Here is a 14,871-nt window from a genome sequence, read left to right on the forward strand (position 1 = left end):
TAGGAGTGGGCCCAATTTACTGCCCCATATAGGGTTTCAACCTAAAGGTCTTTCATGAAACATGCTTGACGCCGGGCATTTTTTATGATGACGCAATGCGTTCCATCATCGGTCGTTTTGGACCTTCCTTTCGACCTCCAGACACGCTATCGTCAGTTTTGGTGAGATGGCTAATTTTAATGAGTTGATATGGCTGTCGGTGGAGTCGTCAATGCTCTGCGTTGGTAACCAGGTGGATGTGGTAGCCATCCAGATGAAGGGAGAACATTTTGATCATGCCGAGCAGACCCCCACGCCTACCGGCCTATCATCGTTATGCTGGCAAGGCCCTACCGCGACAGTCAGAGGATGCCTGTCATTTGCTTGCTTGGCATAGTCTGGATGTAGCGGCCGTTGGCTGGCACCTGCTGGCCCCTGAGCGCCCTTTGACCCAACAGCTGGCTGCGCGTCTGAGTATCGAGCCCGAGTCATTACGACGGCTGATGGTTTTTTTATTGGGGCTTCACGACCTGGGCAAGTTCTCCCGAGCCTTTCAGGAGGTACTTAAACTCTCGCTCGACGGCATGGCAACGCCGCAAGGCAAACCCTACAAGCAGCGACACGACCGTTTGGGCGTATTGCTCTGGGACGCATGCTGGAACAGCTGGCGCAAGGACGGCGCATTGCGCTGGCCTGGAGACAGTACGGCGACCAAACGCAAGCTGTTGATGCCCATGGGCCATCTGTTGGCGCCATTCTTCGGCCACCATGGCCAACCCGTGGCGACCGGTCAGCTCACTCTTGCGGACTTCTTCATCGACGATGGCGAGCTTGATGATGCCGCCGCCGCTGGCGATTTCGTCGCCGACTGGGCCGCGCTGGTCGAGCCATACTGGCCCGTCGAACAACTGCTGGACGAAGCATGGCTCGAGAGTTTCAAGACGCTGAGTTGGACGATAGCGGGCTGGGCGACGCTCAGCGACTGGTTGGGCTCGAATCGGGACTATTTTCCTTACTGCCAGCAGCCCATGGCGCTGGCCGATTACTGGCCGCGAGCGCTCGAGCAAGCCGAAGCGGTACTGGGCGCCACCGGCTTTACCCGCCCGCCGGAGCCAGTGCCTTACGCTGGGCTTGACCAGTGGTTTGCAGGAAAGGTGACACCGACCCCGCTGCAGAAGAAGGCAGAAGATCTGCCGCTTCAGGCTGGGCCGCAGCTGTTCATTCTGGAAGACGTGACCGGAGCGGGCAAAACCGAAGCCGCCTGTATTCTGGCTCAGCGCCTGTTGTCCGCAGGGCACGGCGAAGGGCTCTACTTTGCGCTCCCCACCATGGCGACATCCAATGCCATGTATAGCCGTTTAGGCAACCTGCACTACCATTTTTATAGCAGCGCTTCTCGGCCTTCGCTGGTGCTTGCCCACGGGGCTCGCGCACTCAACGAGGAGTTCGAACGCGCTATCGCCCAGCCGGAGAACGACGACTACGATGCAGAAGACGCCAGCGCCTCGACCCAATGCAACCGCTGGCTGTCCGACTCGAACAAAAAGGCGCTATTGGCGGACGTGGGCGTTGGCACCATCGACCAGGCACTAATAGGCGTGCTGCCGTTTCATCATCAGTCGCTGCGCCTATTAGGGCTGGCGCGCAAGGTGCTGATCATCGATGAAGTTCACGCTTTCGATCACTACATGCAGACTCTGCTACACCAATTGCTGGCGCACCACGCCCGCCAAGGCGGCAGCGCGATTCTATTGACCGCTACATTGCCACACGCTATGCGCGAGTCACTGGTAGCGGCCTGGCAGCATGGATTGGGTTACTTGCCTCGTTCTTTGGAAAATACGGCGTATCCGCTACTAACACACTGTGGCCAAGATTCTTGTGAAGAAATACATATAGAGACGCGCCCGGAGGTAGCACGCAGCGTAGCCATCGAGTGGCTGCAGAGCGAAGAACAGGCCATTGAAAACGTGTTGATAGCCGTAGACGCGGGCGAGTGCATCGTTTGGGTTCGCAACACCGTCGACGATGCCGTCTCTGCCTTCCAGCAACTGCGCGAGCGCCACCCCGACCCGGCGCGCTGTCTGCTCTTTCACGCCCGTTTTGCCATGGTAGACCGCCAACGGATTGAGTCCGAGGTGATTCGCCGCTTCGGCAAGACCTCCAATGCCTCGCTGAGGTGGGGTCAGGTGCTAGTCACCACCCAGGTTTTTCAGGAAAGCCTCGATTGCGATGCTGACCAAATGGTTAGTGATGTCGCGCCCATAGACCTCTTGATCCAGCGGGCCGGTCGTCTTCAGCGTCACCAGCGGGGGAAGCGTCCTGACCCGGTGCTACAGGTGCTTGCTCCAAAATGGGATGAAGCGCCCAAAGCGGATTGGCTAAGTCAAGCACACCGCGGCACACAGGCGGTCTATAAGGACACCTCGCTGATCTGGCTCACTCAGCGCATTCTGTGTGAGTTGGGTGCTATTACCATGCCGGGAGAGAAACACAATGGAGCACGTAGGCTGATCGAAAGCGTCTACGCCTTCCCGGTAGACGACATTCCCGAGGCGTTGGACCAGGCACGTTTCGAGCGTACCGGAATGGATAAGTTTGCAACCTCAATGGCTACCCATAATGCACTGAGTCTGGAGGACGGCTACCACCTCGATGGCGATTTCGATCCGTGGCAGGAGGAGCGCGAGTTTGGCACCCGGCTCAGCGACGAGCCAAGCGTCGAGGTCGTACTGCTCAAGCTCCGTGGAGATGAACTGGTGCTCTGGGTAGAAGATCACCGCCACGCCGACCGGCTGAGCCGATGCCGCTTAAGGGAGAGCCAGGTCAAGAAGCTCGCCGCGCTACCGGAGCACCATACCGAACAGTGGGAAGCGCTGCAGCAGCGCCACCGCGGGCTGCGCTTCGTCCAGCCCTGGCTGCCGGAAGAGGACGATACCTGTGGTTACGACGAGCAGTGGGGCGTGAGTTTTGAAAAAGAAAATCCCCGCTGACGCGGGGAACGACGCCTTGGCCTTGCCTATTTGGCGCTAAGCACAGGTTTATCACTGCTGGTGCAGCGAACGTCGCATATAGGATGCACGAAGCTTGACAAGGATGCCATGGATCTGTAGAACAGTTTTAGCTTTTCGAGATTTATTGGGCTTGCATTATTTTGCACTGAGCACCTTAATATTTTTAGAGAAGCATAGAACGGCGACAGATCACCGAACTATGCATGTTGCTCGCACCAGCAGGCTAAAGTTTTTGGTGTTAGTACACAAGTACCTGTCGTCTCCTAATGCAGCAAATGCCATAGGAGGCATTATGTTTTTCCGCATCTATCTGCACCTCGGTAATGGCCGAGTCATCGATATCAAGAGCTTTCGCGTTGTCGAGTCGACAGTTTCTACAAGCAGCAGCCAGTTGAAAGAACTGGGCTAGGCGTGGGGCTGACTCTGTAAGGAGTCAGCCCTTTTTTAATTTGAGGAACGCCCATGAATCTCCTGACTGATCCGTGGCTACCTTTCCGTTTTGTAGACGGAAGCGTTTGCTACCGCCCACCTTCGGCCTTGGCCGATCCGAAAGTGCTTGATCTTGCACTCTCTCGCGCCGATTTTCAGGGCGCGGCCTGGCAATTTCTGATTGCGCTGTTGCAGACAGCGATGACGCCGGATGATACCGATGCCTGGCTGGATCATTACCAGACGCCGCCCAGCGTGACCGAACTTGATGAGCTGTTGGTGCCCTTTGCCTCCGCCTTCGAGCTGGATGGCGACGGCCCGCGCTTTATGCAGGACCTGGATCCGCTGGAGGACGTGAAGGAAGCGCCTGTTGCCGGTCTTCTGATCGACTCGCCCGGCGCCAACGGCATCAAGAACAATACCGATTTCTTCGTCAAGCGCGGCCGGGTGGAAACCGTCTGTCCGGAGTGCGCGGCGCTGGCACTTTTTACCATGCAGATCAACGCGCCCGCCGGTGGGGCCGGGATTCGCGTTGGCCTGCGCGGTGGCGGACCACTGACCACGCTAATTCTGCCGGAAGACGAGAGCAAATCGCTGTGGGCGCGGCTCTGGCCCAATGTGATGCCCGCCGACGCGGTGGGCCAGCGGGGGCAGACCTGGCGCGCCCCCAGGGTTGATGATAGCGATCTGTTCTTCTGGATGGCCGAGACGCGCATCAGCGACAAGAAGGGCAAAGAGGTGCTGCCCGAGCAGGTTCACCCGCTGCACGCCTTCTGGTCGATGCCCAGGCGCTACCGGCTTTTGTTTGACGACACGCCGGGAACTTGCGACCTCTGCGGTTGTGAGGCCGCGCGCCCGGTACGCCGTTTGCGCGCCAAGAAGCAGGGTGCCAACTACGACGGACCCTGGCGGCACCCGCTGACGCCCTATCGCAAGCTCAACCCCAAGAAAAACGACGAATTGCCGCTTTCCAGCAAGGGCCAGCCCGGCGGGCTGGGCTATCGTCACTGGCCTGGGCTGGTGCTGGAAGATGAAGCCGTAAGCGGTGCGCTGCCCGCTCGCGTGGTGACGCACCATCTGCACAAGTACCGTATGGTGGCGGCTGCGCGAGACGATGGAGAAGCGTTCGAGGCGCTTTTCAAGCGCACTCGGCTCTGGGTGTTCGGCTACGACATGGACAACATGAAGCCGCGCGGTTGGTACAGCGTGGAAATGCCGCTGGTGGGCGTGCCCGATGCTTATCAAGAGACGCTGCGCAGCTGGGCCAAGCGCTTCGTCGATCTGGCCTCGGAGATTACCTGGACCCTGCGCAACCAGCTCAAGCGCGCCTGGTTCAAGCGCCCGGAAGACGCCAAGGGCGATATGAGTCAGATCGACGCCCAATTTTTCGAGGCGACCCAACTGGCGTTTTTCTCTGCGCTGCGGGAGATGGGCGAGGTGCTGCGCAAGGAAATGGAGACGCCGGAGCTTTCGCCCGAAATCCACCGCCAGTGGTATTTGGCGCTCAAGCGCGAGGCGCTGGCGCTGTTCGACGACCAGGCGATCAGCGGCCCCTTGGAGGGTATGAAGATGCAGCAGCTCGAGCGCATCACCAGCGCGCGGCGCTACTTGCACGCCTATCTGAATGGCCGCGGCAAGAAAGTCGGCAAAACGGTGCAGACCTTTGCCCAAGTGGGCGGTTTCGAGTTGAGCACCCCGGCACCTGAAAACAATCCGGAGGGGACGACCGTATGAGTGAAGTAGAACAACAGTCAGAACAGCCAGAGTCTGGTGAGAAGACGGCTGCGGCAGAGGGCTATCTGTATGCTCTCGACAAGCAGGAGGCGATCGCGCTGCGCCAGTGGTGGCGGCGGCTGGTCATGGATCAGTCGGAACTCAAGCGATACACAAAGCAGTGGCCATACCCCCGTGGTGTGCGCGCCGCGCTGCGCCGTTGCGACGCTATCGAGTCGGTCATGCTGACGGAAGCGTTCCGCCATCTCTGGCAGGCGCTCGAATCACGGGCTTGGTCGGAGGCGGCTAATGAGGGATCGAGTAAGCGCACTCAACGTCTCGAAGTTTGGTCGGTCATTGCCGCGGTGGTATGCGAGCTGCGCGCCGAGACGTTCGACGCTCCCCTAGGCAAACGGCTGGGCGAGAAGCGGCCCAATACCGTCGATACCCCGCGCATGAGCGATTTACGCTTTCAACAACTGCTCGACTGTCATACGCCAGAGGAACTGATCCGGCGCTTTCGCCGGGCGCTCAAGCTCGCGGATGGCACCGGTGTCAGCGTTGTTCGCCTGGCCGATATGGTCGCTCTATGGGAGCGCGAGCAGCGCGGACAATACCGCGCCAAGGCGCCCCAGCGCTTTGCCTTCGTCATGAGCGACGCCTACTTCCAGGCGCGAGCGTTGAAAACGGCAGCGGGCGACTGAATATCGGTCGTCGCTTTTCAACAACCACTTTTCGGCATTCGTCACATTTTTTATTCAGGGAACCCATCATGAGCCACTTCATTCAGCTGCACCTGCTCACCTCCTACCCACCGTCCAACCTCAACCGCGACGATCTGGGTCGCCCCAAGACGGCCTTTATGGGCGGCGCCCGGCGGCTGCGTGTCTCCTCGCAGAGTCTCAAGCGCAACTGGCGCACCTCCGATCTGTTCGAAGCAGCGATCGATGGCCACAAGGGCACGCGCACCAAGTGTCTGGGAGGAGAGGTTTACAAGTGGATGACCAACGCGGGCGCCAACGAGAAGGTGGCGAGTAGCAGCGCTGAGAAGATCGCCGGGGTCTTCGGCAAGCTGCGCAAGGTCGACAAGGGCGAAAAGCACGAGTACGAAATCGAGCAGCTGGTTCACGTCGGGCCGGAAGAAATTGCCGCGCTTGAAGAACTCGCCGATGTGCTAGGCGTCGAGAACCGCGAGCCGACCGACGACGAACTCAAGGGGCTGCTCGCTCGGCGGCCCACTGCCGTCGATGTGGCGCTGTTCGGACGCATGCTGGCGGCCGCGCCGAGCTACAATGTCGAAGCGGCCTGTCAGGTCGCCCATGCCATTACCGTGCACGCCGCCGAGGTCGAGGACGATTACTTTACCGCCGTCGATGACCTCAATACCGGCGACGACGACCGCGGCGCCGCGCATATCGGTGAAGCCGGGTTCGCCGCCGGGCTGTTCTACCTCTACCTCTGCATCGACCGGGATCTGCTGGTCGAGAACCTGCAGGGCAATACCGAGCTGGCCGACCGTGCCATCGAAGCGTTGGTGGAGTCCGCCGTCAAGATCTCGCCCAAGGGTAAGCAGAACAGTTACGGTTCCCGCGCCCAGGCAAGCTATGTGCTGGCAGAGAAAGGCGACCAGCAGCCGCGTTCATTGGCCGCGTCTTTCCTGCAGCCGGTCAACGGCGAAGCCCAGGCGGTCAGCGCCATCGACAAACTGGAAAGACAGGCCCAGGCCTTCGATGACGCTTACGGCGCAGGGGCGGATCGGCGCTTTATCCTCTCGGCCACGCCGGAGTACGACACGCCTTTCCTGAAGGGAGAGATTCAGCGCGGCAACTTGCAAGCGCTGCTGGCCTTTCTCAAAAGCGATAATTAAGCGGAGGCGATATGCCACACCATCTGGTTTTTCGCCTCTACGCGCCCATGGCGAGCTGGGGCGAGGCCGCCGTTGGCGAAACGCGGCCGACGGCGACCTACCCGAGCCGCAGCGCGATACTCGGGTTTATCGGCGCAGCTCTCGGCATCCGCCGCGATGACGATGATGGCCAGCATCAACTGCGCAAGGGCCTGCAGGTGGCGATCAAACAGCGCTCACCGGGGCTTTTGATGCGCGACTACCACACCGTCCAGGTACCGTCGTCGCAATCGAAAGTGATCCACCGTACCCGCCGCGAGGAGCTTGCGGTGCCCAAGGAGGCGCTCAACACCATTCTCTCGTCGAGAGATTATCGCTGCGACGGTCTGTGGAGTGTAGCGGTTCGGCTGGCCCCAAACGCTGCCTGGACCCTGGAAGAACTGAAAGCGGGGCTGGAAAAGCCCCGTTTCCCGCTCTACCTCGGCCGCAAGGCGTGCCCCTTGGCCGCGCCACTGGTGCCGACCGTGATCGAGGCCAGCCACTGGCGCCAGGCACTGGATCACCGTTTTGAAAGCGCGCTGGATCCGGAACGCACCTGGCTGGCGCTGGTGGGGAATGAGGCGAAGGATAAGCGCCTGCTACGCCTACCCGATGAAGTGCTTTATGCCTGGGAAGGGTCAGCCGATGCGCTCGATGGCGTTGCGGCCAGTGAGTCCAGCGACGTCTGGGATGAACCACTCCATCGACGCCGCTGGCAGTTCGGCCCTCGCTTGGAAAACCGGCGCACCGAAACGCTGAAAGGAGAGCGCTAATGTATCTTTCAAGTGTCAGGCTGGACCTCAATCGTTTGACCCGTGCCGAGCTGTTCGATGTGCTGGAGGGCGGCGCCTATACCGCCCATCAGTTGCTATGGCGGCTGTTTCCCGGTGTGCCCGAAGGCGAGCGGCCGTTTATCTTTCGCCAGGAGATGGAAGAAGACGCCAACGGCAAGGGCGCCGGACTACCCCGGTTCTACGTTGGTTCGGTGTGCGCTCCAGAGCCGGTAGAGGGCTTCGAGGTACAGTGCAAGCCGTTTGCCCCTCAGCTTGCCAAGGGCGAACGGCTGGCCTTTCGCCTGCGTGCTAACCCCACCATTGCCAAACCGATGGGCCAAGGGCGTCGTTCTATGCGAGCCGACGTGCTGATGGATGCGCGTTACCCCTTCCCGAAAGGAGAGCGGACGAGCCAGGCATGTACCGATGCGATGGATGCCGCTGCACGCCAGTGGCTCACTGATCGGGCGGACGCCTTTGGCTTCACCCTGCCGGTCGCACCGGAGGTGGGTGCATACCGTCAGCACGCGCTGAGCAAGAAGGAGGGCGGGGAGCCCATCCGCTACTCCAGCGTGGATTACGAAGGTCTGTTGGAGGTGGCCGACCCGGTGGCGCTCAATGAGGTGCTACGACACGGCATTGGCCGTGCCAAGGCCTTTGGTTGTGGCCTGCTGTTACTACGCCGCGTACCGGAGTGACCCATGAGCTTCATTCCCCTCAAACCCATCCCCATCAAGGATCGCATGTCGATGATATTCGTCGGCATGGGGCAGATCGACGTGCGCGACGGGGCCTTTGTCGTCATTGATGAGGTCAACGGCGAGCGTATGCATATCCCGGTGGGTTCGGTGGCGTGCTTGCTGCTCGAACCCGGCACCCGGGTTTCCCATGCGGCGGTCAAGCTGGCTTCGGTCGTGGGTACGCTGCTGATCTGGGTGGGCGATGCGGGCGTGAGGCTTTATAGCGCCGGGCAGCCCGGCGGAGCCCGCTCCGACAAACTGCTCTACCAAGCCCAGCTGGCGCTGGACGAAGGTCTGCGGCTCAAGGTCGTGCGCAAGATGTTCGAGCTGCGCTTTGGCGAGGAGCCACCCTCCCGACGCAGCGTCGAACAGCTTCGCGGCATCGAGGGCGCACGAGTGCGCAAGACCTACCAGGTACTGGCCAAACAGTATGGCCTGAAATGGCAAGGGCGGCGCTACGATCCAAAGCAGTGGGACGCCTCGGATGTGGCCAATCAATGCCTTTCGGCGGCGACCGCCTGTCTTTACGGCATTACCGAAGCGGCCATTCTGGCAGCTGGCTATGCCCCAGCCATCGGCTTTTTGCATACCGGTAAGCCGCTGAGCTTCGTCTACGACATCGCCGATATCGTCAAATTCGAGACCGTCGTTCCGGCAGCGTTTCGCATCGCCGCGAAGAACCCGCCAATGCCGGAGCGCGAGGTGCGCATTGCCTGCCGCGATGCCTTCAAGCAGACCCTGCTACTGCAACGCATCATCCCCATGATCGAAGAGGTGCTGGCGGCGGGCGAGATCGAACCGCCACCACCGCCAGCTGACGCCGTACCGCCCGCCATCCCCGAACCGCCGTCGGTGGGCGATAGCGGCCATAGGAGTCAATGAGATGGCCATGCTCGTCGTTGTCACCGAAGCCGTGCCACCTCGATTACGCGGGCGGCTGGCCGTCTGGCTACTGGAGATTCGCGCTGGCGTGTATGTGGGCGATGTCAGTAAGCGGATTCGAGAAATGATCTGGGAACATGTCAACGTCCTGGCCGAGGATGGCAATGTCGTCATGGCCTGGGCCAGCAACCATGAGTCCGGCTTCGAGTTCCAGACCTATGGTGCTAATCGGCGTGAGCCCTGGGATCACGATGGGTTGCGTCTGGTACGCTTTCTGCCCGCCTAAGCTAAGTAGCTGATAATCCTAGATCTTTAAAAATGCAGTTTGTACAAAAAATAAGCAAAATCGTTGGTGGAATTTCTGCTGTCGATTTTTCTTTTTTAGATCAATTATCTACAGTTAGACCGTTCCCCACAGGCGTGGGGATGAACCGGCCGCCACCGCCTGTTCGGCGGCGCGGGATCGCCGTTCCCCACAGGCGTGGGGATGAACCGCTGATGGGGGGTGGCGCATGAACGCCCCGGCACCGTTCCCCACAGGCGTGGGGATGAACCGACGATTTACCGCTGGAGCCCGCTGGGCGTGATCCGTTCCCCACAGGCGTGGGGATGAACCGATCATGTGCTCATTGGGGGAATAGCGGCCGTACCGTTCCCCACAGGCGTGGGGATGAACCGCCATCGGCCAGCTCGGTTTTACTGGCCTTATTCCGTTCCCCACAGGCGTGGGGATGAACCGAACACTTCGAGATGCAGGTGCAGTGCATCGCGCCGTTCCCCACAGGCGTGGGGATGAACCGCCGCCGCCGCATTGCGCCAGGCGAAAAAGCTACCGTTCCCCACAGGCGTGGGGATGAACCGACGATTTACCGCTGGAGCCCGCTGGGCGTGATCCGTTCCCCACAGGCGTGGGGATGAACCGCTGATGCACAGGTACACCAGGCGTTCGATCAGCCCGTTCCCCACAGGCGTGGGGATGAACCGTCATTCCGCGTCGCCACCGAAGGCGCAACCACCCGTTCCCCACAGGCGTGGGGATGAACCGCGGGTGAACAGCAGGGGGCCGAGGATGCTGGCCCGTTCCCCACAGGCGTGGGGATGAACCGCCCTCACCGAACGCGGCACGTTCATCGTCGATCCGTTCCCCACAGGCGTGGGGATGAACCGGCACCCTGGAGGTGGTCGCCGAGCACTACAACCCGTTCCCCACAGGCGTGGGGATGAACCGAACAGCTCGACGATGATGCCTTGGCCTTGGCTCCGTTCCCCACAGGCGTGGGGATGAACCGGGAGGCCCGTTCTCTAATGGCCGTTTACGTTGCCGTTCCCCACAGGCGTGGGGATGAACCGGCAAAGGCGCTACCATGCGCCTCTTTGAGCAAACCGTTCCCCACAGGCGTGGGGATGAACCGGTGCGGCTGTTTATGTAATTGATACCGACTCTCCGTTCCCCACAGGCGTGGGGATGAACCGGTGGTTTTCTTGTGGTACCGCTTGTTGCAAATCCGTTCCCCACAGGCGTGGGGATGAACCGGCCCGCCACCGCGCGCGCCTGCATGGCCTGAACCGTTCCCCACAGGCGTGGGGATGAACCGAGTGGGCCAGTTATGGGCGGCTACTCTTCAAACCGTTCCCCACAGGCGTGGGGATGAACCGCCAGCAGGCGCAGCCCAAAGGCGGACGCAAGCCCGTTCCCCACAGGCGTGGGGATGAACCGTCGCCCTCTTTGCCGGTTTCGTCATATTTGCGCCGTTCCCCACAGGCGTGGGGATGAACCGCTCTGACAGCGTGGCATCGGCACCGGCGATGCCCGTTCCCCACAGGCGTGGGGATGAACCGCTCAGGATCCATCGTTATGTCTGTTCGCCTATCCCGTTCCCCACAGGCGTGGGGATGAACCGGCGAGCGCGGTGGCCGAGGGCTTTTGCAACGGCCGTTCCCCACAGGCGTGGGGATGAACCGACGCCATGACGAGCGCATGGGACGCCATCGGCCCGTTCCCCACAGGCGTGGGGATGAACCGCTCTTGCGCTTGGTAGGCTGCGCCACAAACCCCCGTTCCCCACAGGCGTGGGGATGAACCGTCGATGAGTTAGACGATACCGAGCGCGGCGCGCCGTTCCCCACAGGCGTGGGGATGAACCGCGCGGGGGCAATCACCTTGTAGCGTATCTGCTCCGTTCCCCACAGGCGTGGGGATGAACCGCTGAAGCGCCGAGGGATCGATCTGAGGCACATCCGTTCCCCGCAGGCGCGGGGATGAACCTGGTACTCGGTTGAGCGCTACTATTGTGGGCTTGATGCAGCTCTACTTTCCGCTGGCGCTGACACTATTTTCTATTTCTGGAAAATTCCGCCAGCGCCTAAACGATGCGTTTACGCTCGTGCCTGCCATCGAAGAAGTGATGCGCACCGTCGGGAATATGGCGACAGAGATGGTGAAAGAGGCGCATGTGGTGGTGGCGGAGTAAGTGATGCTCCTTTCAAGTATCCGCAAAGGCCGCCAGTAATGAAGCGGTCAGTATTGGCGATGGATTAGCTCCGGTCAGAATCGTGGCGATATGAGCCCCCTGAGGCCACTGGTCACGCATGGCATAGGCGGCTGCCAAGCCGAGTGCCCCTGCGGGTTCCAACAGCAGCCCCAGATGTTCCAGGCCAAGGCGCATGCCCTCTTCGATACGGGCTTCGTCCACGAGCCAAATGTCATCGACTACATCACGCATATCCTCCAGTGCCTCGGTAATAGGAGCGCGAACCGCCACGCCATCGGCCATGGTGTCCACGCGATCATTAGTGACGAGCGTACCGCGCCGCCAGCTTTGCCAGGTGGCATCCGCGCCTTGAGGGCAGATGCCGATGACTCGGGTAGCGGGGGAAGAGGCTTTGAACCAGCGGCCTACGCCATTGATAAGCGCGCCATTACCAAGGGGCACCAGCAGCGTATCGAAGGTGTCACCGTTTGCGAGCATTTCGACCGCAATCGTACCTGCGCCTTCGGTAATGGCGGCTTGTCGGCCATCTTCTACAAACAGGCTACCATTCTGTTTAGCAAAGCGAGCCGCTGCCTGCTTGGCTTGATCAAAATCAGCTCCCATGCAAATAACCTTCGCGCCTAGTGCGCAGATACCTGCAACTTTAAGTGGGTTAGCATTGTCAGCGACAAAGACGCTAAGGGGCAGCCCATGTTGCTTGCAAGCATGCGCCATGGCTAGCCCCCAGTTCCCTGCACTGGCGCAAACCAGCGGGGCAGGTTGTTCTTGCTGAATATGGTGGGAAACAAAATGGTCGGCACCGCGCCATTTGAAGTTGCGCAGGGGGTTGAGCGTTTCGACCTTCACTGTCATGGCGACGCCTAACGCAGCATCGAGTGAGGGCGAGCGATACTGCGGGGTTGCCCGGAAGGTAGGGGTGATGCATCTGGTAGCAGCGGCAATATGCTCCAGCTTGATGCGGTGTTCGCTGCGTTGAGGGGCAATTAGCTCGGCGTGGCGAGCGATCGGCTGTAAATCTTCCGGATGCTCTATACGATCCACCATGAGCACGCCATCAAGGTGATCAACCTCATGCTGGATCAGTGCTGACAGTGATGCTGAAAGGTCATTCCAGTGGCAGGTTTTGCCACCTTCAGTCTGGTACGTCAGGCTGATGCTGGTGTGGCGCCTGACATTGGCAATATGGCCGGGCACGCTCATGCAGTCGTCCCAAACCGGCCGCGTCTCTTCACTTCGCCAGACAATGGCTGGGTTGATCAAGGTAAATGGGCGGCCGCCCAACTGAACCGCCACGATGCGCAAGGGTTCGCCTATTTGCGGGGCAGAGAGGGCACGGCCAAAGCCGGTGCGTGCTTTGAAATCGGCAAGTGTGGCATGTAGTTCGGAAATTACCTTTGCTATATCGGAGGTGATTTCTTCTACTGGCTGTGAAACGGCTCTTAAGCGTGGGTCGCCTTCGGTCAGGATCGTGCGTATTTGGTTCATGGTGTTGTCTCTGCCTGTATGGTTAAGTCTTTGCTTGCGTTGCGTTAGCTTAACGGGCAAGACCTTTTTACTGGCCGCATATCCTGGCGGGCCATTGCGGGGAGACTGCATAATGAGTGACCAAACTGCGGGCGAGCGGCCCACAGAGCAACTGGATGATCTTGATCGTCGGATTTTGGCTATTTACCAGCACGATACGCGCGTGACGGGGGAGAGTATCGGGCAAGCGGTTGGCTTGTCGGCGGCGGCTGTTCAGCGGCGGCTCAAGCGGCTAAGAGCGCGGGGTGTTATTGTCCAGGAGGCGGCGCGTTTAGATGCCAAAGCACTCGGCTGGCCAACTACCTGCATTGTCGGTGTCGATCTCGAGTATGAACGCAACCAACATGTCGATGAGTTTAAGCAGCGGATGCGAGAGCACCCCAATGTGCAGCAGTGTTATTACGTCACAGGGAGCATGGACTTCGTGCTGATCGTAGTGACCCGTACGCTGCAGGAGTACGAAGATTTTACCCGCGAAGCACTGATGGAACACCCCAATGTGCGTTCGTTCACAACGATGGTTGCCATGGACGCGGTCAAGTCGGGATACGCATTGCCTTTAAGTGACTGAGCCTCTGAGTATTATGCTCTTTCAGCCGGATGAAGAGTACTTCATCTGTGCCCCTCATCCACGAGGTACTTATGCATCGCCATGCTCTCACCTACCGGACCTTCGGTAATCCACTTGAAACATTGAACATGGAAACGGCTGAGATGCCTGAACTGAGCGCGAATAAGCTCAGGGTCAGTATGCTGTGTGCTCCCGTGAATCCCTCTGACCTGATTCCCATCCACGGAGCGTACTCGCATCGCATAGCACTGCCCGCCGTTGCGGGCTACGAAGGCGTAGGGCGCGTGATGGAGGCACCTCAAGCGTATGCTTCGCTGATCGGAAAACGTGTGCTTCCACTACGCGGTGAAGGCACTTGGCAGACGCTTGTGGATTGTGACCCTGCGCTTGCCGTGCCTGTCCCGGATGACATTCCTGATGCCGTGGCAGCACGGGCCTACATCAATCCCCTGGCAGCCTTGACGATGCTGGAAATGTGGCCTGTCAGGGGCAAGCGTGTGCTGCTCACTGGCGCGGGTTCGAATTGCGCGGAATACCTGGGAACGTGGGCCTACCAGCATGGGGCTCGTGAAGTCATTGGGGTATATCGCTCCGAGAGCCGAGCCGCCCGCCTCGAACAGCTGGGTATTCGGCCGCTATCTCTTCAGGATACGTCGCAGATCACCCATGTGGCGCGCGTGTCCGATGTGGTCTTTGACGCCTTGGGCGGTCAAGTGGCCTCGAACATTCTGCAGTCAATGGCGCCTGGTGCGATGTTTATCGCCTATGGGTTATTGACGGGGCAGGCTGTTCAATTGGATGGCAAACCTCGCGCTCATTACGGAAGGTTTCATCTGCGCGATAGCTTGGCCAGGATGCCTGCAGACACC

At 60.1% G+C, this 14,871-nt stretch carries 12 protein-coding genes and 1 CRISPR repeat array; of the genes, 11 read left to right on the top strand and 1 reads right to left on the bottom strand.

Annotation, left to right across the window (positions count from 1 at the left end; translation table 11 throughout):
- The first annotated feature begins 275 nt into the window (after window positions 1–275).
- The 9 genes from B7L72_RS12275 (at window position 276) to B7L72_RS18580 (ending at window position 11,886) form a co-directional block, all read left to right on the top strand.
- Window positions 276–2,972: a CRISPR-associated helicase/endonuclease Cas3 gene (locus B7L72_RS12275; RefSeq protein ID WP_081194829.1), complete on the top strand. Its 2,697-nt coding sequence runs from the start codon at window positions 276–278 to the stop codon at window positions 2,970–2,972.
- Between the two features lie 483 nt (window positions 2,973–3,455).
- Window positions 3,456–5,156, top strand: a complete 1,701-nt coding sequence (gene casA, locus B7L72_RS12280; protein WP_081138747.1) for a type I-E CRISPR-associated protein Cse1/CasA — start codon at window positions 3,456–3,458, stop codon at window positions 5,154–5,156.
- Window positions 5,153–5,839 (top strand): type I-E CRISPR-associated protein Cse2/CasB, encoded by a 687-nt coding sequence (gene casB / locus B7L72_RS12285; RefSeq protein WP_081138745.1) that lies wholly within the window; start codon window positions 5,153–5,155, stop codon window positions 5,837–5,839. The genes casA and casB overlap by 4 nt, the downstream gene beginning before the upstream one ends.
- Before the next feature lie 68 nt (window positions 5,840–5,907).
- Window positions 5,908–7,002: a type I-E CRISPR-associated protein Cas7/Cse4/CasC gene (cas7e, locus tag B7L72_RS12290; protein ID WP_081138744.1), complete on the top strand. Its 1,095-nt coding sequence runs from the start codon at window positions 5,908–5,910 to the stop codon at window positions 7,000–7,002.
- A gap of 11 nt (window positions 7,003–7,013) precedes the next feature.
- On the top strand, window positions 7,014–7,793 hold the full coding sequence (gene cas5e / locus B7L72_RS12295) for a type I-E CRISPR-associated protein Cas5/CasD (protein ID WP_081138742.1): 780 nt from the start codon (window positions 7,014–7,016) through the stop codon (window positions 7,791–7,793).
- On the top strand, window positions 7,793–8,491 hold the full coding sequence (gene cas6e, locus B7L72_RS12300) for a type I-E CRISPR-associated protein Cas6/Cse3/CasE (RefSeq protein ID WP_081138741.1): 699 nt from the start codon (window positions 7,793–7,795) through the stop codon (window positions 8,489–8,491). The genes cas5e and cas6e overlap by 1 nt, the downstream gene beginning before the upstream one ends.
- Window positions 8,492–8,494: 3 nt before the next feature.
- The gene (gene cas1e, locus B7L72_RS12305; RefSeq protein WP_081194676.1) at window positions 8,495–9,415 is read left to right on the top strand and encodes a type I-E CRISPR-associated endonuclease Cas1e; all 921 of its coding nucleotides are present in this window, start codon (window positions 8,495–8,497) and stop codon (window positions 9,413–9,415) included.
- Window position 9,416: 1 nt separating this feature from the next.
- Window positions 9,417–9,701, top strand: coding sequence for a type I-E CRISPR-associated endoribonuclease Cas2e (cas2e, locus tag B7L72_RS12310; RefSeq protein ID WP_081194678.1), 285 nt, complete (start codon window positions 9,417–9,419; stop codon window positions 9,699–9,701).
- A 119-nt stretch (window positions 9,702–9,820) separates the two neighbouring features.
- Window positions 9,821–11,682: direct repeats of the CRISPR family, unit length 29 nt; unit sequence CCGTTCCCCACAGGCGTGGGGATGAACCG.
- A gap of 33 nt (window positions 11,683–11,715) precedes the next feature.
- Window positions 11,716–11,886, top strand: coding sequence for a hypothetical protein (locus B7L72_RS18580; protein WP_176212881.1), 171 nt, complete (start codon window positions 11,716–11,718; stop codon window positions 11,884–11,886).
- 12 nt (window positions 11,887–11,898) lie between these two features.
- Here B7L72_RS18580 and B7L72_RS18310 read toward each other — a convergent pair whose 3' ends face one another.
- Window positions 11,899–13,536, bottom strand: a complete 1,638-nt coding sequence (locus B7L72_RS18310) for a pyridoxal-phosphate dependent enzyme (RefSeq protein ID WP_139788506.1) — start codon at window positions 13,534–13,536, stop codon at window positions 11,899–11,901.
- Between B7L72_RS18310 and B7L72_RS12320 the strand changes: the two genes are divergently transcribed.
- Both B7L72_RS12320 and B7L72_RS12325 read left to right on the top strand, forming a co-directional pair.
- Window positions 13,505–14,002, top strand: coding sequence for an Lrp/AsnC family transcriptional regulator (locus B7L72_RS12320; RefSeq protein ID WP_081138732.1), 498 nt, complete (start codon window positions 13,505–13,507; stop codon window positions 14,000–14,002). The two genes, B7L72_RS18310 and B7L72_RS12320, sit on opposite strands and share 32 nt — an antisense overlap.
- 71 nt (window positions 14,003–14,073) lie before the next feature.
- Window positions 14,074–14,871: zinc-dependent alcohol dehydrogenase family protein (locus tag B7L72_RS12325; RefSeq protein WP_176212882.1), on the top strand; the 798-nt coding region annotated here is incomplete at its 3' end.

Origin of the sequence: Halomonas sp. BC1, from assembly GCF_002078135.1 — a bacterium.
Taxonomy (GTDB): domain Bacteria; phylum Pseudomonadota; class Gammaproteobacteria; order Pseudomonadales; family Halomonadaceae; genus Vreelandella; species Vreelandella stevensii.